The 20,459-nt window shown below is 41.2% G+C and carries 22 protein-coding genes; 9 read left to right on the forward strand and 13 right to left on the reverse strand.

Features of this window, described 5'->3' with window-relative positions; translation table 11 throughout:
• Position 1: 1 nt before the first annotated feature.
• The 3 genes from ACN0V2_RS05500 to ACN0V2_RS05510 are packed head-to-tail and all read left to right on the forward strand — an operon-like array spanning position 2 to position 4,017.
• Complete coding sequence (locus ACN0V2_RS05500) at positions 2-1,366, forward strand: DUF3526 domain-containing protein (protein WP_417549791.1); 1,365 nt, start codon at positions 2-4, stop codon at positions 1,364-1,366.
• The gene (locus ACN0V2_RS05505) at positions 1,359-2,390 is read left to right on the forward strand and encodes a CobW family GTP-binding protein (RefSeq protein ID WP_417549792.1); all 1,032 of its coding nucleotides are present in this window, start codon (positions 1,359-1,361) and stop codon (positions 2,388-2,390) included. The genes ACN0V2_RS05500 and ACN0V2_RS05505 overlap by 8 nt, the downstream gene beginning before the upstream one ends.
• Positions 2,374-4,017 (forward strand): formylmethanofuran dehydrogenase subunit A, encoded by a 1,644-nt coding sequence (locus tag ACN0V2_RS05510; protein ID WP_417549793.1) that lies wholly within the window; start codon positions 2,374-2,376, stop codon positions 4,015-4,017. The genes ACN0V2_RS05505 and ACN0V2_RS05510 overlap by 17 nt, the downstream gene beginning before the upstream one ends.
• A 4-nt stretch (positions 4,018-4,021) precedes the next feature.
• Here ACN0V2_RS05510 and ACN0V2_RS05515 read toward each other — a convergent pair whose 3' ends face one another.
• Entirely contained in the window at positions 4,022-4,597 is a 576-nt protein-coding gene (locus ACN0V2_RS05515; protein WP_417549794.1) for a DUF3299 domain-containing protein, read from the reverse strand.
• 94 nt (positions 4,598-4,691) lie between these two features.
• On the opposite strand from ACN0V2_RS05515, the gene ACN0V2_RS05520 reads away from it, so the two are divergent.
• Both ACN0V2_RS05520 and ACN0V2_RS05525 read left to right on the forward strand, forming a co-directional pair.
• Positions 4,692-5,387: an ABC transporter ATP-binding protein gene (locus ACN0V2_RS05520; protein WP_417549795.1), complete on the forward strand. Its 696-nt coding sequence runs from the start codon at positions 4,692-4,694 to the stop codon at positions 5,385-5,387.
• Complete coding sequence (locus ACN0V2_RS05525) at positions 5,377-6,615, forward strand: ABC transporter permease (protein WP_417549796.1); 1,239 nt, start codon at positions 5,377-5,379, stop codon at positions 6,613-6,615. The genes ACN0V2_RS05520 and ACN0V2_RS05525 overlap by 11 nt, the downstream gene beginning before the upstream one ends.
• Position 6,616: 1 nt before the next feature.
• Here the strand turns inward: ACN0V2_RS05525 and ACN0V2_RS05530 are convergent, their stop codons facing one another.
• Entirely contained in the window at positions 6,617-6,982 is a 366-nt protein-coding gene (locus ACN0V2_RS05530; RefSeq protein ID WP_417549797.1) for a hypothetical protein, read from the reverse strand.
• 157 nt (positions 6,983-7,139) lie between these two features.
• On the opposite strand from ACN0V2_RS05530, the gene ACN0V2_RS05535 reads away from it, so the two are divergent.
• Together ACN0V2_RS05535 and ACN0V2_RS05540 are read left to right on the forward strand one after the other, a co-directional pair.
• Complete coding sequence (locus tag ACN0V2_RS05535) at positions 7,140-7,454, forward strand: hypothetical protein (RefSeq protein ID WP_417549798.1); 315 nt, start codon at positions 7,140-7,142, stop codon at positions 7,452-7,454.
• A gap of 105 nt (positions 7,455-7,559) precedes the next feature.
• Positions 7,560-8,357, forward strand: a complete 798-nt coding sequence (locus ACN0V2_RS05540) for a hypothetical protein (RefSeq protein WP_417549799.1) — start codon at positions 7,560-7,562, stop codon at positions 8,355-8,357.
• Between the two features lie 6 nt (positions 8,358-8,363).
• On the opposite strand, the gene ACN0V2_RS05545 is transcribed toward ACN0V2_RS05540, so the two are convergent.
• The 7 genes from ACN0V2_RS05545 to ACN0V2_RS05575 form a co-directional block, all read right to left on the reverse strand.
• Positions 8,364-8,495 carry a hypothetical protein gene (locus ACN0V2_RS05545; RefSeq protein ID WP_417549800.1) on the reverse strand — a complete coding sequence of 44 codons (132 nt, stop codon included), beginning with the start codon at positions 8,493-8,495 and terminating at the stop codon, positions 8,364-8,366.
• Between the two features lie 158 nt (positions 8,496-8,653).
• Complete coding sequence (gene pqqA / locus ACN0V2_RS05550) at positions 8,654-8,725, reverse strand: pyrroloquinoline quinone precursor peptide PqqA (RefSeq protein ID WP_081443609.1); 72 nt, start codon at positions 8,723-8,725, stop codon at positions 8,654-8,656.
• Between the two features lie 112 nt (positions 8,726-8,837).
• Complete coding sequence (locus ACN0V2_RS05555; RefSeq protein ID WP_417549801.1) at positions 8,838-10,154, reverse strand: mechanosensitive ion channel family protein; 1,317 nt, start codon at positions 10,152-10,154, stop codon at positions 8,838-8,840.
• Positions 10,155-10,402: 248 nt separating this feature from the next.
• Complete coding sequence (locus ACN0V2_RS05560; RefSeq protein ID WP_417549802.1) at positions 10,403-12,334, reverse strand: methyl-accepting chemotaxis protein; 1,932 nt, start codon at positions 12,332-12,334, stop codon at positions 10,403-10,405.
• Between the two features lie 307 nt (positions 12,335-12,641).
• A complete protein-coding gene (locus ACN0V2_RS05565) occupies positions 12,642-12,845 on the reverse strand; it encodes a cold-shock protein (protein ID WP_014706925.1) in 204 nt (67 codons plus the stop codon).
• A 282-nt stretch (positions 12,846-13,127) separates the two neighbouring features.
• Positions 13,128-14,156, reverse strand: coding sequence for an acyltransferase family protein (locus tag ACN0V2_RS05570; RefSeq protein ID WP_417549803.1), 1,029 nt, complete (start codon positions 14,154-14,156; stop codon positions 13,128-13,130).
• 120 nt (positions 14,157-14,276) lie between these two features.
• Positions 14,277-15,266, reverse strand: coding sequence for a diguanylate cyclase (locus ACN0V2_RS05575; RefSeq protein ID WP_417549804.1), 990 nt, complete (start codon positions 15,264-15,266; stop codon positions 14,277-14,279).
• 238 nt (positions 15,267-15,504) lie between these two features.
• Between ACN0V2_RS05575 and ACN0V2_RS05580 the strand changes: the two genes are divergently transcribed.
• Positions 15,505-16,458: a DUF3080 family protein gene (locus ACN0V2_RS05580; protein ID WP_417549805.1), complete on the forward strand. Its 954-nt coding sequence runs from the start codon at positions 15,505-15,507 to the stop codon at positions 16,456-16,458.
• A 49-nt stretch (positions 16,459-16,507) separates the two neighbouring features.
• Here the strand turns inward: ACN0V2_RS05580 and ACN0V2_RS05585 are convergent, their stop codons facing one another.
• The 4 genes from ACN0V2_RS05585 to ACN0V2_RS05600 all read right to left on the reverse strand — a co-directional run bounded on the left by ACN0V2_RS05585 (position 16,508) and on the right by ACN0V2_RS05600 (position 19,811).
• Positions 16,508-18,124, reverse strand: a complete 1,617-nt coding sequence (locus ACN0V2_RS05585; protein WP_417549806.1) for a methyl-accepting chemotaxis protein — start codon at positions 18,122-18,124, stop codon at positions 16,508-16,510.
• A gap of 330 nt (positions 18,125-18,454) precedes the next feature.
• Positions 18,455-18,808: a helix-turn-helix domain-containing protein gene (locus tag ACN0V2_RS05590; protein WP_417549807.1), complete on the reverse strand. Its 354-nt coding sequence runs from the start codon at positions 18,806-18,808 to the stop codon at positions 18,455-18,457.
• Positions 18,809-18,894: 86 nt separating this feature from the next.
• A complete protein-coding gene (locus tag ACN0V2_RS05595; protein WP_417549808.1) occupies positions 18,895-19,422 on the reverse strand; it encodes an NADPH-dependent FMN reductase in 528 nt (175 codons plus the stop codon).
• Between the two features lie 113 nt (positions 19,423-19,535).
• On the reverse strand, positions 19,536-19,811 hold the full coding sequence (locus tag ACN0V2_RS05600; RefSeq protein WP_417549809.1) for a cupin domain-containing protein: 276 nt from the start codon (positions 19,809-19,811) through the stop codon (positions 19,536-19,538).
• Between the two features lie 262 nt (positions 19,812-20,073).
• Between ACN0V2_RS05600 and ACN0V2_RS05605 the strand changes: the two genes are divergently transcribed.
• Positions 20,074-20,442 (forward strand): TonB-dependent receptor plug domain-containing protein, encoded by a 369-nt coding sequence (locus ACN0V2_RS05605; RefSeq protein WP_417549810.1) that lies wholly within the window; start codon positions 20,074-20,076, stop codon positions 20,440-20,442.
• Positions 20,443-20,459: the final 17 nt, after the last annotated feature.

The raw sequence follows: 20,459 nt of genomic DNA on the forward strand, positions 1-20,459 counted from the left end.
CGTGAAATTTATCCAATTTGAATTACGTCTTTTATGGCAGAACAAACTCTTTAAATGGCTCATGACGGCATACTTTTTGGTCGCTTTGATAGCCATCATCTGGGGGCAAATCGGTCTGCAACGCGAATATCAACAGCGTGATTTCAGTGATGCCAATTATCAGTCAGAACTGCAAGACTATCAGGATGATGCACCGATGGAGCCTTATGCGGCAGGATATTTTGGCTATTATCAGTTTCATCCTGTTTGGCAGAAGCCGTCAGCCTGGTCAGCATTAATCCATGGGGAACGTAGCGAAGCAGCTAGTCATACCCGCGTCCGTTTACTTGGCTTGCAAGGACAATTAAGCAATACCGCAACAGGTAATATCGCCGCCATGCCTATTGGGAAACTGGACTTGAGTTTTATCTGGATTTACCTGATGCCGTTATTAATTGCGGCATTAAGTTTAAATCTGCTGGCGGAAGAGAAGGCCAGCGGGCGCTGGTCATTATTGGCATCCCAGGTGGCTAATAGCGGTATGTTATTAACTAAAAAAATGCTCATTGCAGCAGGCTTGCTGGCAATAGTGAATATAGTGATATTACTGGCAGCTGTTGTATTGACGGATATCAGATTGGATGGCTTATGGTGGCAAATTGCAGCGGTATTGTTAGCTTACCAACTCTGCTGGTTTGTTATCACCGGCTGGATTATCAGCCTGCAACGCAGTGCAATTTTTAACAGTCTGTTGTTTATCAGTTTGTGGATCATTTTTGCATTTGTACTACCGGGGATGGCTTATCTTTTTCAAACTCAACAGCAGCAACCGGCTGAACATATTTCCATGCTGTTTGATCAACGCGAATTCATGCACGATAGCTGGGATAAAGATCAGCAAGCTGATTTTGATCAGTATTTACAGGATTATCCTCAATGGCAGGCGACCGCTGCAGAACTCGATAAGCCCTTTGATTGGCGTTGGTATTATGCAATGCAGCATATGAGTGATGTGATTGTGGCGGATGCCGTTGCACAGTTTCGTGCCAGTCGCCTGCATTCTCATCAACTTGGCGAGCAGTTTGCTTGGTTTTCTCCGGTTATGCGTTTGCAATACAGCATGAATCGCCTGGCGGATACAGATATGCTGGCCAGTCAGACATTTCTGGATCAGATTGCCGTTTATCAGCAGCAGTTACGTGATTATTTATTTATCTTCTATTTTTTCGATAAGCCATTTACGCTAGATGATTTTGCCGATATTCCTCAATTTGACTATAAGCCCATCAGTCAGAACAACACTTCTAAAACGCTCATTAATTTAATGATAATAGGGCTGTTTTTTATAGGATTAATCACATTACAAACGCGCCGAAATCGTGGCTGAAAAAACGTTCAAGCTGTTTCAAAAAGCGATACCGACCAATGTGATTACCGGTTTTCTGGGTGTCGGCAAAACCACGGCGATCCAGCAGCTACTAAATACCAAACCGGCAGGCGAACGCTGGGCAGTATTGATTAATGAGTTTGGCAAAGTAGGCATTGATAGTCAGCTGTTGCAGACCGATGACCATTCTGTAGGAGAAGTCACGATTCGCGAAGTCCCCGGGTGCTGTATGTGCTGTGCTGCAGGTTTGCCGATGAAGGTGGCACTCAATCAGCTTATTGCTAAAGCCAAGCCAGATCGCTTATTGATTGAGCCTAGTGGCCTGGGCCACCCGGAAGAAGTGATCGCCGTGCTGTCAGGTGAATTTTATCAATCGGTCATTGATTTACGCGCCACGCTGACATTGGTTGATGCACGTCATATGGCTGATGCGAAATATCGTGAACATGAGACGTTTCAGCAGCAGTTACAAATCGCCGATCTGATCGTGGCGAACAAAGCTGATATGTATGGTCAGAGCGAAATTGCTGCTTTAACGGCTTACCTGAATGAAATGCATCTTCAGGAACTACCAATAGAGGTTACTCAGGATGCAAAAATTAATTCTGAATGGTTAAAACCAAAAGCTAAATTTAATCAGGCTGTCTGGCAGGAACAGCCAGCGGTTTTTAATATTGACAGCGAAGAACAGCTTATTCCAGATTGCGGCTACCTGGCGGCCACACAAAAGTTAAGTGGCTGGTATAGCTATGGTTGGCGGTTCAAATCAACATTCTGTTTTGATTATCAAACTCTGAATATATGGTTAGAGCAATTCAAACAGATTCGGCTAAAAGCTGTGCTTCGAACCAGCGAAGGCTTTGTCGCTATTAATCAAGCTGAAGACAACCTGATGATTGAAAAACTGCCTACTAAGGCAGCGGAAAGCCGGATTGAGTTTATTAGCGATATGCCGCTTGATGCACAAGTAATGGAAAACCAATTACTAAAAATATGTGGGATAAATCATGTTAACCCGTCTTAAAAACGCTCGCGTATACGACCCAGTACAAAAGCTGAATGGTGAACTCATGGATCTGTGGATCCGTGATGATCGAATCGTTGATCCAAGTCGGATCACAGATAGAGAGTCGGCCATTACCTATGATTTGGACGGTGCCATTACCATGGCAGGTGGTGTAGATATTCACAGTCATATTGCAGGCGGTAACGTAAATACCGCCCGTTTATTACTGCCAGATCAACATCGGAATCATCTGCAAAGACAAGAAAATCTGCCATTTTATAATGCCCGTTGGTCCAGTTTTGAAACCGGTTATCGCTACACTGAAATGGGTTACAGCATGGTAGTTGAACCGGCAATGTTGCCGGTCAATGCGCCGCAGGTACATCGTGAGATGGCGGATATCCCCATTATTGATACAGCAGCGCTGGCGATTCTCGGTAGTGATGATTTGCTGGTATCCATGTTACGAAATGGCGCCTCGCAGGATCAGATTAATGACTATGTCAGCTGGACGATTAGCACCACCCAGGCATTAGGTTTGAAAGTGATTAATGCCGGTGGTTCGCAGGCATTTAAAGCCGGGGTTGAACAGTTTGGTCTGGATGATGAAGTGCCGGGTTATGGTATCAGCTCACGCCAATTATTAACTTCATTACAGACCGCTGTTCACTTGTTGGGCATACCGCACCCGGTACATGTGCATTGTAATAATTTGGGTGTTCCCGGTAATGTGCAAACCGCCATTGATACCATGGAGGCTGCCCAGGGCTTACCCATGCATCTGGCGCATGTGCAGTTTTATGGTTATGGCGCAGAGGGTACTCGGGGTTTTTCGTCGGCCGCGGCACAGCTAATGGAAGCGTTTAATCGCCACCCCAATATCACTATGGATGTCGGGCAGGTTTTATTTGGCCAAACAGTCACCATGTCTGGGGATATCATTGCTCAATTCTCCCGTCGAGGGGATGCCAGTCCATATAAATGGGTAATGTGGCATGCCGAAGACGAAGGCAGTGGCGGCATCGTACCGTATCAATATAAAAAGGCCAGTTATGTTAATGGTTTGCAATGGGCCATTGGTCTGGAGATTTTCCTGTTATCCGGCGATCCCTGGCGATTGTTTTTTACCACCGATCATCCAAACGGTGCACCGTTTACCCGTTATCCGGATCTGCTGCATCTATTAATGGACTATGATTTTCGCATGGCCTGTCTGGCAGAGTTGGATCCAGAGATCATGGAGTTGACCCTGCTCAAACATCTCAAACAGGAATTCAGCTTATACGATATTGCCATTATGACGCGGGCGGCCCCAGCCAAATTACTGGGATTGAATGACCGTGGACATCTGCAGCCTGGCGCTCTGGCCGACATTGCGGTTTATCGAGAGCAGAATGATAAAGCTGCGATGTTCAGGAAGGCGCAATGGGTATTTAAAAACGGTCAGCTGATTATTGAGCGTGGCGAGTTTGTTAAACGTCAGTTTGGCCAAACCATGACCGTTAAACCGCATTTTGATCGGCAGATTGAAACCACAGTAAAAGATTACTTTGATCGTTTTTATTCGATGAAATTATCTAACTATGGGATACAAGACGATTTGTTATTTGATCAGCCTGAGCGTTTTTCTGCGATTAACTTATAAAGCACTATTCTTCATACAGCTCAATGTTGTCAGCTGCCATCGAATAGGCTGAAACGGCCACTTCATTTTCGGTGATGCTGGTTGTCAGCGTACCCTCGACCCAATAGGGATCATAAAGATTCTGTTGAGCAACGCCTTCTTTAGAGGTGACATAAATAATCTGATTGGGCGGCGGCGGTGGATAATGGATGCAGGCACCGAAAAAAGGTACTAGAAAGAACTCAGTCACCAATTGCTCTTCGTTCATTTCGACGGGAACGATAAAACCAGGTAGGCGGATAGGACGTTGATCGTATTCAGGTTTGACTTTGGCTGAAGTCAATGCCTGTTGATAACGATCATCAGCAGAATTTTCCAGAGCTCCCAACAATTGACTGCTGATTTGATCTTCCATTGAACCATCTTCGATTTCATCAAGATATTCCGGTGGATTCATTAATGCCTCTAAATCATCATCCGGCATCAGATCCACCCAATCGATGGACTCATATTTACTGTCAGCGAATAACGGTTGTGCAAATGCCAAACCAGTTAATACCAGAAGAGAAAGCCAGAACTTTGCAGTTGTCAGTGCGGTCATGGAAAATCCGAGAGGTTAAAAGTCAAGCGAAAATGTTATGTTATAACAATTAGCATCCTTGCCAAAATTATCAATCATTCAATCCGGTAAACGTATGACCAATAGTCCCGCTATCCAAATCGAAAACTGCCAATTTCGTTATCACTCAGACTCAGACAAGGCTTTATTACAAATAGCTCACTGGCAGGTAGAAAAAGGTGAAACGGTATTTGTTTATGGACCTTCTGGATCGGGAAAATCGACCTTATTAAATCTCCTAGCCGGAATTTTAATACCACAACAAGGCAATATTACGCTTGATGATGTGACACTCAATCAACTGAGTCACCGCAAACGCGATGCGTTTCGAGCACAACATATTGGCATGGTTTTTCAACGCTTCAATCTGATTCCGTATTTATCCGTGGCCGACAATATCAAATTAGCCAGCCACTTTTCCAAACAGGATAAACAGCATCTGCAACAACGTGCTCTGGAATTGATGAAGTCCTTGCAATTGGATGTGGTGTTGCTGGAGCGACCAGCATCGCAATTGAGTGTTGGTCAGCAGCAACGGGTGGCGATTGTTCGTGCTTTGGTTAATCAACCTCAATTATTGATTGTCGATGAACCTACTTCGGCGCTGGATAGCGATGCCCGTGATAGTTTTGTTGAACTGCTACTGGAGCAGGTAAAAGTAATGCAAGCCACACTGATCTTTGTGAGCCATGACAGAAGTCTGGCACAGCACTTTTCCAGACAGCTAGATATAAACTCGTTTGTGGTCGCAGGAGAGAAACATGCTGTTTAAACTGGCTTGGAAAAGTCTGCTCGCAAGACGGGTCAGCGTGTTACTGACTATATTGATGATGACGGTGAGTATTTTTGTTCTGCTCAGTGTGGAAACTATTCGTCATCAAGCCAAAGACAACTTTACCAAAACCGTTTCCGGTGTTGATTTGATTGTTGGTGCTCGCACCGGTCAGGTGAATCTTTTGTTGTATTCGGTATTTCATATCGGTGTGCCGACTAATAATGTTTCCTGGCAGAGTTATCAAGAAATTGCGACTAATCCATCGGTAGCCTGGAGCATTCCAATTTCGCTCGGAGACTCCCATCGAGGTTATCGAGTAATTGGCACCAGCACAGATTTTTTCGAGTTTTTTCGCTTTGGTAATAAACAGTCACTTCAATTCCAGCATGGCAAAGCGTTCAATATGCATTTTGATGCTGTGATAGGTTCTGAAGTTGCTAAACAGCTAGGTTATGAAATAGGTGATGCGATAGTGCTTTCACATGGCATTGCCAGCACCAGCTTTAGCCGCCATGATGATAACCCATTCAAAATAACAGGCATTCTGGCTCCAACAGGAACGCCAGTTGATCAATCGGTTTATGTCAGTCTGCAGGGTATTGAAGCTATTCATTTTAACTGGCAGGGCGGGGTGAGAATGCCGGGCACAGCAACACCAGAGTCAGCAGATTTACAGCCTAAAACCATAACAGCCTTTATGCTGGGACTTAATTCGCGAATACAGACCTTTAATCTACAACGCCAAATCAATGAATATCGGCAGGAACCATTACAAGCGATTCTGCCAGGTGCCACGCTGATGTCGTTATGGACCATGCTCAGCAGTGTGGAGCAGCTATTGTTATTGATTACCTCACTGGTACTATTAGGTGCCTTGATTGGTATGGCCAATATGTTGTTGGTTTCAATGCGTGAACGCCGCCATGAATTATCCGTGCTCCGAGCATTGGGTTATCGGCCAAGTTTCTTGTTTGCATTGCTGCAGATGGAAGCGTTATTAATCAGTCTGGCTGCGGCATTCACCGCCTTTATCGGTTTGCAACTAAGCATGTATGTATTGAAAGATTGGTTATTGCAGGAATATGGGATTTTGCTAACTCGACTATCGATTATTAATGAGTTTATGTTTATGTTGCCGATGGTGCTTATCGCCAGTTTTGTGGTCGCTTTAATTCCAGCTATTACTGCTTATCGACAAGGGCTACATCAGCAATTAAATCTGTAGCTTAAATACGTTGTAGCTTAGGTAAGTGTTCTTTGAGATGTGATTTGATGTCGTCAACGCTAGCAGAGAATACCAGTGCATATATTTCGCGTTGCATGGTATCGGTGATAAACGGATAAATTTCATAACCTTCAGCGTAAAGTTCAGCACGGGCACGACAGACTTTTTGAATACCTTCACTAAAAGCCTGATTCTCTACGGCGGGTAAATCCGTCTCGCCCATAGTCCATTGCTGTTCTTTCCAATGATCAAAGCACCATTGGCTTAATTGCATAACTGGGTCGATTTTACCCTGATCAACTTTATCAGTTTGTTCATTACAACCTAGCAAGCAGAATAAACTGATCATTAAAAGCTGATGCCGCATTGATAAAACTCCACTGCAAAACCCACCCAAATAATAGTGCCTGTTTTTAGATTCAATTACCAACCTTTGATAAAGACATGGACCGCTTTTAAACAAGCAATGACAAAATGGGTTTAAATAGTCATTATCTGAACATAAATCATCTTAAACGAGAGCGATGATGGATAAGTTTTCAACGGTTGGTGTGATTTTGCTATTGATTCTAGCGATCGTAGGCGGATACATGACGGGCTTATTTGCCGGATATTTGTATGACCTAGGGAAACGTCGGCTGGGAAAAGCCTTTACCATTTTGTTGAATTTAGTGTTTTATATTGTGCCCGCTTGGGCATTGCTGAGTATTATCCCTGATGATGGTTTGTTGTTTTTTTACCTGCTATTACTAGTGTTCTATTTTCTCGGTATCCATGATTCGAAACAGCCAGCAGTAAGTGATGATAAGTCTGATAAAAATTATGAACCTTATGATTAAAGACATTGTTGATGGGCAATTAATTAGTACGGAATATTTAAAAACAGTTAATAAAATTCATTTCATAGATGTTTGTTGAGATTGAATTACTGACGGGAGTTAAGCTTGAAAACAAATTATCATCGTAGCCAGATTATTGTTGTATTGATTCTGCTGGCTTGTGTGGTATTGGCCCTAGTACCATTCGAATCAAACGCGGGAAATCAATTAAGCCAAATGCTTAAAGTGACACTGACCGTCTATGCACTTGCCAGAGGTTTAAACGCGGTTATTTCGGTGGCACAGGGAACTGAATTATCAATCGAACCGATGGGGATGGGGTTAACTTTAACGCCAGGACAGATATTAGATCCACTGAATGATTTGATTGAACAGTTTTCTACAGTGTTATTACTGGCGTCTGCGTCACTGGGCATTCAGAAAATCCTATTATCAATGGGCGATATTGCTGTATTACGTTGGGGATTGGCGGGCTTTTCAGTTATCGTTTTGTTGTTACTTTTGTGGCAGAAACTACCTGATCGCTGGTCGAAAAGACTCTTCAATGTAGTGCTAATTTTGACATTATTACGACTTGCTATTCCTGTCACCATTTTGGCATCCAATCAATTACAAGTTTGGTTAGATCATGATAGACAAGATGCGATTGCGGTATTGCACACCACGCAGCAGGAAGTTGCAGCTATCCAACCGAATGTTGATGAATCACAACGTGGTTGGTACCAAGGTTTAAAAGATAATTTAGATATAAAAACCCGAATACAGAATATTCAACAAAAAGCAGAGCAGGGTATTAATGCCACCATTTATCTTTTGGCTGAATTTGTATTGATCATGTTGATTATGCCCATTGGTTTTTTATTTTTAGCATGGCGTTTAATCGGCAAAATAACCAGACAGTAGACAGATTTATTTGAGAAATTTAAGTGTAGTTGCCAAGTTTAATTGTGTATCGAGACAGCGTTTCGTTCGTTGATACATCGGACTATTATCAGTAAGCCAGCAGTAAAAGGTAACCCAATAAATACTTGTCAAAATCATTTCGTCGAAGGCTCTCCACCGATAATGTTGAAATTTGGTTGGATGCTTCGCAAAGTCATTGCACTGTTCGGCTGATTCGAAACTATACTTGATCTGATCACAAGGCAAAAAAAGCCCCGAACAATGTCGGGGCTTTTTGTGTTTAGCTTAGCTGCAAATTAACGGTTGCAGATGTACATTGTTACTTCAAAGCCGAAACGCATATCTGAATATTCTGGTTTAGTCCACATGTCGATTTCTCCAAATTTATTAAGCAATAATTTTGCTACAGTTCAAATGATACGCTTACAACAAAATTTGCTCCTCAGTATTCAGCTTGAAGCGCCTCAGGATTTTCCTGAATCAGCGAATTGATTCACCATTCGCATTAAGAATTTTTACTTCTCGTTGTGGGAAGGGGATTTCAATTTGATGTTCTTTTAATGCATCCCAAATCATTAATAATAAATCCGCCCCGACACGATTAGGTCCATCATCAATGCCTTCCATCCAGAACTCGATCAATATGTCGACGCCCGAATCCCCAAATCCAGCTATTTCAGCATCAGGTCGTTCTTCAATCGGTATCTCTTCGCCACTGATTACGCTTGGGTGACTTGAGACGACTTCACGTAATAAATCAAAAAGGAAATGCAGGTCTGTTTTGTAAGCGACTTGAAATTCTAGAGAATAGCGTTGCTTAAGGTTTTTATGGGTCCAGTTAGTGAAACTGGTGGTGATGAACTGTTCATTAGGTACCATGATATCTTTGCCATCATAGGTCTCTAACGTAGTTGAGCGCATATTCAGTTCACGGATAATGCCTTTGCGTCCATCTTCCATTTCGATGTAATCACCGACGCTCAGTGAACGTTCAAGCAGCAGAATGATACCGGAGATAAAATTGGAGGCTATTGACTGTAAACCAAACCCTAAACCTACACCTAATGCACCGCCAAACACTGCTAGTGCAGTGAGATTAATGCCCATAATCTGCAATAGCAGAATAAATACAATGAAAAATAAGGCGATCTGAAACAGTTTGGCAAACACTTCACGGGTACCAATATCCAAATCTTCTTGGCTACGTATGATTTGTTGACCGGCGTTGCTGGAAATGCGCCCTAGCCAGAATAAAATGGAGCCAAATATCAATACTCGAATAATACCGTAGGCAGAGACAGTAATATTGCCGACCTCAAAGGACATGGATTCAAGATAGACAATAACCGTATCCAGCCAGCCAAATAGCTGCAAAATAGCAATCGGTAAAATGACCCACAATGCGAGTTTTTTGAACAAGGTTTTATGGACTACACGATCTATCAACTTATAAAGCATAAAGATCACGGCCCAGCTCATGCAGATTTGAATCAACCAGCTTTGCCCAATCCACATACGACTGATATCAGCCGCAATCGAAAATGCCAGAATGATCATTAATGGGAAAATCAAATCCCGGCTACGATAAATACTGTTACGGAATTTAAGTAATGGGCCTGAGGCGGGGATTTGTCTTAACAGCGGCGAACGATTTTTTAAAAAACTGGCAATTGAATAGGCCAGCAGGCCAGCCAAGACTATGAGCCCAATCTGAGAATAAAATTTGGGACTACTAGCCCAATCCATGGCAATGTTCAGAGCTTGAAAGAAAAGGCTTTCAATTTGCTGGATATCCATTTTCATTCCGTATGTTTCATTTAAAGAGTGCCAATGTAAGCGAGCATTAACGCACTATCAACTATTTCTGTATGTCGATGAAGATTTATCTCCATTTGGAGCAAGAACAAACATGAGAAAATTTTTAGCGAAAGCACAAAAAAATGAGATACAGGAATGTATCTTATCAACGGTTACCACTCAGTCTGCTTGATGATGCTCCAATCCAACAAGAGTGGATTAGAGCATCGAAATAGCCTAACGCATGTTTATACTTTAAAGTGCATAACCTGCAGTTTAAGCTGTGAACTCACTTCCGCAATTTCATTATTCGCTTGCAACACCTGTTCGGAGGCGGATGCAGTGCTTTCAGAAATAATCTGTATGTTATGAATATTGCCGTTCACTTCTTCAACCACATAGCTTTGCTCTTCGACTGCAGTCGCAATCTGGGCATTCATTTCTGAAATAGAAGAAACCACCGTGGTAATGGCATTTAATGAATCGGTAGCATGGCTTGTTTGCTCTGCGAGCTCATTGATACTTAACTTGTTTGCTCCCATCGATGCCACAGCATCATCTGCATTTGATTGTAATCGTGCAATAAGTTGTTCTATTTCTTCTGTTGAATCTTGGGTCTTTTTAGCTAACGATCTGACTTCATCGGCTACGACTGCAAAACCACGACCTTGTTCACCGGCACGAGCGGCTTCAATAGCAGCATTTAAGGCAAGCAAATTCGTTTGCTCGGCGATATTTTTAATGACATCCAGTACTGTACCAATATTGATACTGCCGGTTTTAACTGTCTCAATGACACCGGAAGATTGGTCAATTTCCAGTACAAGGTTTTTAATTGAATCAACAATACGATTGATTATTACCTGACCAGAGCGAGCCTCTTGATCACCATTCGCCGCTGCCAAAGACGCTTTTTCAGTGTTTGTTGCGACTTCTTTAACAGCAGCTGTCATTTCGTTAATTGCGGTCGCAACTAGGCTGGTTTCGGATTGTTGTTTGATGACATTCTTAGTGGTTTCTTTTGTAACGTTCGATGTTTCTTCAGCTGCGGTCGATAAATGCTCTGTATTCACGCCGATGTCAGCAATTATTTTTTGGAGTTGCGCCACAAAGGTATTGAAGCTATTGGAAAGCTCACCCAATTCATCTTTACTATCTAGAGCAATACGTTGGGTTAAGTCACCTCCGGCTACTTTATTCATTGTTTGGCGAATTAACTCAATAGGATTAACAATACCTTTTGCCAGTAGATAGGATAAGAAAAGCCCCAAACTCGCAGCAATAACAAAAATAACTAAAGTGCTAATTTCAGTATTGATGAGTTGTTGATTGGCTCTTTCGCCACTTTCAATCATTGATTGAAAAACGCTGTCTTTTAATTGGACAGTTTTTTCGGCGATTAGCCGACCATTTTTATTTAAGATATTTTCGACAGCGAGATTTCGTTGGTCAACCGAAATAACAATGTTTTCAAATTCACTTTTATAGGTACTAATGTTATTGAGAACTTCTCTCATATTGCTCATTTGAGATTGATCGATTAATTGGTCGATTAATTCCTGTCCTTTTACCTCAACAGCATTAAGTTCAGTTATGACACGCTGTTTGGCGGAGTCGCTATTATCATCAAGATATTTAAAAACATATAATCTTGCCAACAAGAATTCTTTCAATATTTCACTCATTAAATGAGCATTATCGATATCATTTTGTTGAAATGTTGACTCAATTAAAAGGCTGAGTTGTTTTTCTGTTTGTGGAGCAATAAGGTTAAGTTGGTTGTTTACAATATCATTTCGAAGCTCAATATTTTTTACGACTTGATTATAAAAAGCGTCATCATATTGATGGGTTAAATTTTCAATTTCAATGAGCAATGCCGATCGAGAGGGATGTGTAATATCTTTTTTTGCCGTATCTATTAATGTTAATAAATTATTTGAAAATTCTGCATAGTTATTTTTGGCGCTTTCAGCGGAAGTCTTAATATAATCTTTAACTTGTAATCTTTTATTGTATACAGCATCCATAATCTGAGCAGCCATCTCGGTGTCTGGTGCGAGATCGTGGACAACTGTTTCGTTACTTTCTATAACGCTGTTTAGATTGATAAAGGTGGCAACGACTAAAAATGTCAGCATCAAGATCATGAAGATTGGAGAAATCATCGATTTGCTCATGACCTTTGCATTTTTGTATATGTTTACAACTCGCATTTAACCCACCTTTTTATTAAAACAGCTAAATAGTCTTGGAAAACCAAACTAAAAGATATATCGGGTGTGTCTCCGAGAACTTGAAAACTTATTAGCTATTTTTTAATAATTTGAGTCAGGTTTAGAAACGGTTATGTTTGCCTAGACTTTAAAGACAAAAATCGAGGGATAGGTAAGTGTGACGGTGAAAGTAACGCAGATACAAAAAAGCCCCGGAGACCGGGGCTTTTCGTTTCACCCGAAGGTGAAAATCAAACTGTTATCGTAGCAATTATGCAGGAACGATGTTTTCAGCTTGTGGACCTTTTTGACCTTGAGTAACATCAAATGTTACACGTTGGCCTTCAGTCAATGTTTTGAAACCGTCGCCTTGGATTTGGCGAAAATGTGCGAAAACGTCAGGGCCGTTTTCTTGTTCGATAAAACCAAAGCCTTTAGCTTCGTTAAACCATTTAACTGTTCCAGTTGAAGACATAAATCATCCTATTCTTTTGTAAATCTAAAAATGCCCATAATGGGCGGGTATGCTGTAAGTGGAGCGGGTATTTTGAAAACAGGACGAGTACTCTTTGGATCTAACATTAAAGCGGAAACATCGAACTTGAAAACAAATATCTGTCGTACTTGCAAGCACAATCGACTATATAGAGATTATTTGTAAAGGTCAAAACTTATTTCATTAATAATCAAAATATATGTGTAATGGCTTCACAATTGTTCTTAGAGACGCCGAACATCTCAGAATTACATGGTCATACTAATTTGTTGCTGGCACTGGAGCCGCTTTCTGGCGTCGTTCACGAAACCACTGCAATGCAGGTTTTTCAACATAATAATGAATAACGGTAGCTAGGATTAATGAAATACCCAGAGCGATAGCTACGCCAGTTATCCCGGATAGGCCAATTGCGTAACTATGATCGATTATTCCGTAGCCGATGTTTTGATGAACCAGATAAAGTGAATAGGACAGGCTGCCCAGCCACAGGGTGGCTCGATTCACAATAAAATTCAAATAACCACATATGGCCAGCACAAATATGCCGTAACACGCTAAAACAAAAATATTGAAAGGTGCAGGATAGGCAATTAATGCATGACTCATAGATAACGCCAGGAAAAACACTTCACTGGCTGACAGGTTGCCAGATTTATACCAGTGATATAACAAGATGCCGCTGATAAACAAAGGGGCATAGCTGGTAAACAATAAGTCATTAGTTATAAAAAACAGTGTAGGAGATAAGCTTTCAAGATTAATTACAGCCGCGTAACTTACGATAACCCAACTGAATAAAACCATGCGCAATTGTTGCCAGCTTTTTAATGTGTAAAACAGTATGGCCATCCACACATAAAACGTCATTTCAATCACCAGACTCCAATAAGCTCCATCAACATGTGCATGATCAAGGTAACTATGTAATAGCGTAAAGTTAATTATGGCTGTCGTTAATGGCACTGTTCGATCATCTGGACCAAGTGCATGAACCGTTAGAAAGGTAATGATAATTCCAACCCATAAGGCTGGTAATAAACGGAAGGCTCTTGCGAGACCAAACCAGCGGGCATTCTCAGTTCGTTCTAGCGTCATGAAAATGACAAAGCCACTGAGCATGAAGAAAAGATGTACTCCATAACGGCCAAATTCAAGCACATTTGGAGTGTCAAATGAGTGGCCGTATAGTTCGTTGTAATAAGGTAAGTAATGAAAAAGGACTACGCCTAATGCTGCAATGCCACGTAATGCATCAAGCGCTTGCAGTCGGTTTTTGGCCTTCGCCATTTGTCGCTCCTGCGTTTAAAAATGTTGAGCAGTATAGCTATTGGAAGCTTAACTGAGTCTTAACTTAGGATAAATATTGGGGAATAGAGCTAATTTGATGCTTTGAAAAGAATAGAGGGCTCAAGCAACAACACAATTTTTGCCATTATGTTTGGCGGCATAAAGGTTACGATCCGCTCGGCTGAGCAAAGCAAAAATACCGTCATCCTGTTCACGATATTCGGTCAGACCTATACTGACGGTAAAGGTGACTTGCTCTCCACTGACAAGTGGCAGTGTTAACTTTTCAACACACTCCCTCATGCGCTCAGCTAAGGGTAGTGCTGAAGCCAACTCTGTTTCCGGTAAAATCATGGCAAACTCTTCACCACCAATACGACCAAAAATATCGTATGAACGCTTTGAGCTCATGATGCATTCAGTGAATAACTTGATAGCCTCATCACCGGTGTTATGGCCGTGCAGATCATTAATTCGCTTGAAGTTATCAATATCGAACATTAACAAACATAGGGTATGGTTATGACGTGAGGTACGTTGCAACTCAGTTTCGGCTTGAGCAATAAATGCTCTCCGATTCCAAATCCCAGTTAAATCGTCAGTATTGGCTAAATACTCAAGTGTTTTGGCCACATCTTCCAATTCAAGGTTTTTTTCCAGAATATCTAAGTTTGCTTCAAAGATGTTGCGTAATTGCACAATCATTTTGAGTTGCAACTCACTGTAATAGTGGGTTTTAGTATCCAATACACACAATGTACCGAACGGATCGCCATTTGGCCAAGTAACGGGTACACCGAGATAATTGATCATTCCTAACTTTGAATCGGTTTTATCTTTCCAGACATTATTATCATTCGAATTCGCCACAAACAGCGTTTGTTGTTGATGAATAACATACTCACAATAACAACCAGAACCGGTCAATTTAAACTTTTCTCTGATTTGATATGGGTTAGTTGCTGCTCGGTTTTTAACCATCACAGCGAGTTGGTCCTCATCATCAACATGGGTTAGCAAAACAGCAGGCACTTCCATAAATTCAGCAAACAGGTCAATGAGATCCTGCCATTGCTGAAAATAATCGTCTTTAACGACTGGATGCGACATATCTGCTCTATTTATCAAGTAGTTGATCCTTCACGTTAAACTTTACTTACGAGCATACAATAAATCTAAAACGAGTCCTTGATCTATTTATAGTGTCTTAGGGGTATGTTATTCATTAATCATCAAAAACCTATTACTAATGCCTAGAGTGTATCGGATTATATTTTTTTTAAAGCTTATGTTTATGTTGAGCGCCTGCGATCCCTTGGCGAAACCTGACAGCTTGATGGATGAATATGTGAAACGATTAGGAAACGTATTAGATGTTGAGCCTAATTATTCAGAATTAATTGCTATTGAAAGAATACCTCGACCTCGAGATCGCACATTATCGGTACCGGAAAACGATCTGAACTTGCTCGACTTTTTAAAGTTGTATGGGTGCGAGCTGCAATTTGTTGTAGGTGAAAAAAATTCCATTATGGGCCGTGTCATGCAGCCTTTAAACCGCCTTCGTTACGAGTTGCGCTTTATCGAAGCGGCCCGACAATGTTTACCTGAAATTGATAACCAAACTTTAAAGCAAAAAGTGGTAGATGCTATTCAAATCAAACAGCAAAATTTACCACTGTTTATTTGGAATGCTACTTGGGGTACTGATGAAATAGCCCAGTTGATGAGTCTTTCAAACGGGCTTTATCAACCGGAGCAAAGCCAACATGAGATATCGACATACAGTAATGATATTAACTATTTAATAGAAGTAATTCTAAAGCTGCAAAAGGGCGACTATTCGCAAGAGCTTAATTACCTTGGAGAAGTGCAGCAGCGTTGGCAGTATGGCAGCAGGGCCGGGCAACTTCACAACAGCGGCAGGTTATTAGTAAGCCGACTGGGAGATGCAACAGAAATATTAAAACAACGTATACATCAAAAACCATTGTGCCATCAGAGCAAACCAAACAATCAGGCACGAGTTTTAGAATCAATGTTTTTTAGTGTCTATATCGCTAAAGTTCAGCCATATATGGCGAGTGTTAATCGTGGTGCGGAGCAATTATTTGAACCGTTAGCAGAGCTGACCCAGATTCAACGGGATGTAATGCCCGACACTTTTCAGGCGTATTATCAAAATACGCTGAGTTTGAAAAACCAGAACAATATTTTGGGTTTATATCATCAACGAGTCAAAGAACACACTGAAGCCTGGCAGGATCTGCTGGAACAATGTGGTCTTCGACCCGAGCCTTGATTGGCGTAATTACAATCGCCACAGAGGCGGCTATAAAAACAAACAGACCTTAAACCTTAAAACGACTCATCATTTGCTTCATGTTGTCAGAAAAATGTCTGATTTCTTGTGATAACTCTTCACCCGTTTCGGCGACTTCACTGGCAGATTCTGTCTGTTCATTCAAACCATGTAGATTTTTACTGATTTCTTCGGCCACACAGGTTTGTTCTTCAGTCGCTTGAGCCGTTTGGGTGGCCATATCATTAACCCGATTCGAAGAAAGTTGAATTTCATGAAATACGGTATCCGCTTCAACAAAGGTATTCGCCGTTTCATCTGCATTCACTTTACCTTCAGAAATAGCTTTGGAAGAAGAAGTGACGGACAATTGTAATTGTTGAATGATTTTATCAATGTCATTGGTACTTTGCTGGGTACGAGTAGCCAAGGTTCGAACCTCATCAGCCACCACCGCGAAACCACGACCATGCTCCCCTGCGCGTGCTGCTTCAATAGCGGCATTCAACGCCAGTAAATTGGTTTGTTCAGCTACCCCACGGATAACTTCCAGAACGGACGCAATATTATTAGAATTAGCTTCTAATTCTTGCGATGAATTCAATACCAAATCCATGTTGCGGATCAGAGCGGCTATTTTTTCATTCGAACTTCTAACCACGGCCATACCACGATCAGCAAGACCGGCTGTTTTATCGGCTTCGGATGCTGAGTTGGTAGCGACTTGAGCCATTTCTTTGTTGGCTAACGTCATTTCGTGAACGGCACTGACAATCGATTCAGTTGATAAATTTAAGTTTTGATTGATGCTCTTGGTATGTTCAGAAGCCTCAGACAAGCTGGCTGTCATATTGCCCAAGCTGGCAACTTGGGTAAGTATGTTTTTAATTAAATCCTGCAAATTAGAAACAAAAACGTTAAAAGCCATAGCAAGATTGCCAAATTCATCTTTTGAAGTAACATCAATTCTGGCCGTTAAATCACCATCACCTGAGGCAATTTCGTTAATTCGTTTAACAAGATAATTGATATCGTTTGTCAGTTTTTTGGGGATCAGATAACTGAAAATCACGGCAATTAATAAAACAATACTTACAGCGATAATAGTGATCATCATTTTGGTGCGGATATCTGCCGCTAATTGTTTTTCAATAATCTCAAAGCCAGTAATAACGGCTTCGCCGGATTTATCCAGAATATCCCTTAATTCAGCAAACTCCTGATCCTCATTTTGTTTCAGAGTAGTTATGGAAAGCCCATTATTTAAGGCCTGAACAAGCGCGTCGGAGGAAGCTACCCACTCTTGATATGCTTGGTTAAATGCAGAAGGGTCACCCACTATTTCGGGATAATTTTTTAAATATTCTCGGTAATCAGAATAACGTGCGGCAACTTGTTGAATATTATCTTGGCGAGCTATCTCATCCTGTTCAGTATTATCACTTTGACCCGAAAGAATGTGAAGTTGAGCAAGTTTGGCTTGGTACAAATCACGATCGGCATTGAGAATGACTTCACTTGCTGGCATAAAGCTTCGCGACTGAACTTCAATTAGTTGATTTTGTAAGGACATCATCCACCAAAACATCGAGATGACAATAATAATGGTTAAGCCCATGACCATGACTGGTAAAGAGCTTTTAGTACGAATGCTATGCATATTCATGTGGTTGTCCTTAAAGATCGCAGCGTTGCGTTGTTAGCTTATATCTGATTTAGATTTATTAACAACGCTTTTACAGCAATGTTGTCGACAATTCAGGGTAAATCTTTAGCAAAAAAAAGGCTTCACACTGAATTTAATGCAAAGCCTATTTGATGATAATTATTTTAAAGAGAATTAAAGAGCAAAGATTAACATCCTCTCAGAAGCAGAGAGTAACTCTAAAATAGAGTTATTATTAAATGTAATAAGACACATTATCGAACGATTTTCATTACAACTTAAAGGCGTGCTCTATCATTTTAGAAAAAATTAGAGGTTACACATGAATCATTATTTGGACTTGGTTTTTTTACTTTTCTTTTTATTTTTTTCTGCTTTTTTGGACTTGTCTTTCATCTTTTTTGCAGTTTTTTTGTCTTTATCTTTTTTTTCTTTTTTAGGTTTGCTTTCAGTTAATTCTGGAAAACAATCAATTCCATTTGTACGATAACGGCCAAGCCAGTAACGAACTTGTCCTAAACTCAAAGCTGTTTTTTCAGCGGCTTCTTCTTGAGTAGCTCCCTCAGATATAAGTAATAGAGCTTTGGCTCTCTCACTATTCACGGAGGTTGTTTGACTAATTTTATAGAGTTGTTTCTGGGCTTTTTTCTTTAAATCTAATAAGGCTGCTGCCGAGTCGCTCATACACTATCCCCAAACTAATCAATGAAAGCCATAACGATAAATGTTTCAACGATACTGCAACTTTATTTCAAAATTGTGACAGCAAACTATTGGCTCAGTTGATTCAGCGTTTCATGCAGCTGTTTATCAAACTCAGTATGAATCACTTTTCCGTTATCCGTATCAAAATTATCGTAAAAGGAAGGGAGTGACATACTGCCTTTTATTTCTGCAGCAAAACGAGGCATTGAATTGAGTGCAATTTCCATTACGGTGGCACCGCCTCGTTCACCTGGGGAGGTTGAAAGCAGGACCGTGGGTTTCTTTTGAAAGATTTTTTGTTCGATTCGCGTGCACCAGTCAAACAGATTTTTCCATGCGGCCGAATAATTGCCATTATGTTCAGCAAGCGAAATAACCAATGCATCAGCACTGCCAAGTTTATCGAGAAAAGCTTGTGCCAAAGCGGGTTGACCAAGATCTTTTTCTACATCAACGCTGAATAGGGGTAATTCGTAATCATTCAGATCCAGCACTTCTACTTCAGCATTCTCAACCAAACTAGCGGCATAGGTTACCAATTGCTTATTGATGGATTGTTTACTGCTGCTGGCTGCAAAAGCGACGACTTTCATAAAATCTCCCTTGTTAAAAGTATTCAGTGTCTAGTGACATGTAGCTTGGCGAAAAGTTGTACGTATTGCAAAAGTAAAAAAAGGCATCCGAAGATGCCTTTAAATATTACTGACTAATCGTAGCTGTAATGTTTTTTCAGCTGTTTGGTCACTTTCCACATGCTTTTCAAGCCTGTTGGGAAAATTGCATAGTCACCAGGAACGATAGTGACTGGTTCGCCACCGTCTGGAGTAACCACAATTTCACCTTCAAGAATGTAGGCTTTTTCGGTTTCATCAAAATCCAAACGGAATTCGGTAACTGGGCAATCCCAAATTTCCCAACCGGCAACGCCGAGTTCTTTTAAGCGTGCATCACTTGGGTTTTTTTCAATAATAATCTCTGGCATAAAAATCCTGAATATAAAAAGTATGAGTCATGGTTGCCCTGCGACAAAACCACTGCTTTTTTCGTCAGCCATGCGCGATAACACAGCGACATGTCAGTATTTGACCGGCAAATAATACCAAACCTGAATCGTTAAGGTTGGATTGAGTTGTTTCTGCTTTGTGACTAAGCTAAATACATCTAAATAGTAACGATTTGTATTTACATTAAATTGCATGGTACGTAGCATATGGTTATTTCCCTTTCCTCGCCGGAGAAACCAGATGCGTAAAAAATTATCGCCGCTTGCGATATCTATTAGCTTAGCGCTACTAACTTCAAATACAGCAACGGCTGCAGAAACTGACACTGATTCGGCAGAATTAGAATCCATTACGGTGACTGCTAGTGCGGATGCTTCAGCCGAGGGTTTATCACCAGCCTTTGCCGGTGGCCAAGTTGCTGAGGGTGGACGTGCAGGCATTCTGGGTACAAAAGATAATCTGGACACACCGTTTAGTATCACCAGCTATACCAATGAGTTTATTCAGGATCGTCAGGCGCAGAGTGTCGGTGATGTGCTGAAAGCTGATCCGGGCGTCCGGGTGGCGAGGGGGTTTGGAAATTTTCAAGAAACCTACTTTATCAGGTGATTTCTGCTGTATTCCGA

Source organism: Methylophaga sp., from assembly GCF_048266885.1.
GTDB lineage: Bacteria > Pseudomonadota > Gammaproteobacteria > Nitrosococcales > Methylophagaceae > Methylophaga.

What these genes read in the sequence shown, in the direction of transcription:
- ACN0V2_RS05510 (WP_417549793.1), top strand. Translation starts at nt 2,374, where the DNA reads ATGTTAACCCGTCTTAAAAACGCTCGCGTATACGACCCAGTACAAAAG.
- ACN0V2_RS05515 (WP_417549794.1), bottom strand. Translation starts at nt 4,597, where the DNA reads ATGACCGCACTGACAACTGCAAAGTTCTGGCTTTCTCTTCTGGTATTA.
- ACN0V2_RS05520 (WP_417549795.1), top strand. Translation starts at nt 4,692, where the DNA reads ATGACCAATAGTCCCGCTATCCAAATCGAAAACTGCCAATTTCGTTAT.
- ACN0V2_RS05525 (WP_417549796.1), top strand. Translation starts at nt 5,377, where the DNA reads ATGCTGTTTAAACTGGCTTGGAAAAGTCTGCTCGCAAGACGGGTCAGC.
- ACN0V2_RS05530 (WP_417549797.1), bottom strand. Translation starts at nt 6,982, where the DNA reads ATGCGGCATCAGCTTTTAATGATCAGTTTATTCTGCTTGCTAGGTTGT.
- ACN0V2_RS05535 (WP_417549798.1), top strand. Translation starts at nt 7,140, where the DNA reads ATGATGGATAAGTTTTCAACGGTTGGTGTGATTTTGCTATTGATTCTA.
- ACN0V2_RS05545 (WP_417549800.1), bottom strand. Translation starts at nt 8,495, where the DNA reads ATGATTTTGACAAGTATTTATTGGGTTACCTTTTACTGCTGGCTTACT.
- ACN0V2_RS05555 (WP_417549801.1), bottom strand. Translation starts at nt 10,154, where the DNA reads ATGGATATCCAGCAAATTGAAAGCCTTTTCTTTCAAGCTCTGAACATT.
- ACN0V2_RS05560 (WP_417549802.1), bottom strand. Translation starts at nt 12,334, where the DNA reads ATGAGCAAATCGATGATTTCTCCAATCTTCATGATCTTGATGCTGACA.
- ACN0V2_RS05565 (WP_014706925.1), bottom strand. Translation starts at nt 12,845, where the DNA reads ATGTCTTCAACTGGAACAGTTAAATGGTTTAACGAAGCTAAAGGCTTT.
- ACN0V2_RS05570 (WP_417549803.1), bottom strand. Translation starts at nt 14,156, where the DNA reads ATGGCGAAGGCCAAAAACCGACTGCAAGCGCTTGATGCATTACGTGGC.
- ACN0V2_RS05575 (WP_417549804.1), bottom strand. Translation starts at nt 15,266, where the DNA reads ATGTCGCATCCAGTCGTTAAAGACGATTATTTTCAGCAATGGCAGGAT.
- ACN0V2_RS05585 (WP_417549806.1), bottom strand. Translation starts at nt 18,124, where the DNA reads ATGAATATGCATAGCATTCGTACTAAAAGCTCTTTACCAGTCATGGTC.
- ACN0V2_RS05590 (WP_417549807.1), bottom strand. Translation starts at nt 18,808, where the DNA reads ATGAGCGACTCGGCAGCAGCCTTATTAGATTTAAAGAAAAAAGCCCAG.
- ACN0V2_RS05595 (WP_417549808.1), bottom strand. Translation starts at nt 19,422, where the DNA reads ATGAAAGTCGTCGCTTTTGCAGCCAGCAGCAGTAAACAATCCATCAAT.
- ACN0V2_RS05600 (WP_417549809.1), bottom strand. Translation starts at nt 19,811, where the DNA reads ATGCCAGAGATTATTATTGAAAAAAACCCAAGTGATGCACGCTTAAAA.
- ACN0V2_RS05605 (WP_417549810.1), top strand. Translation starts at nt 20,074, where the DNA reads ATGCGTAAAAAATTATCGCCGCTTGCGATATCTATTAGCTTAGCGCTA.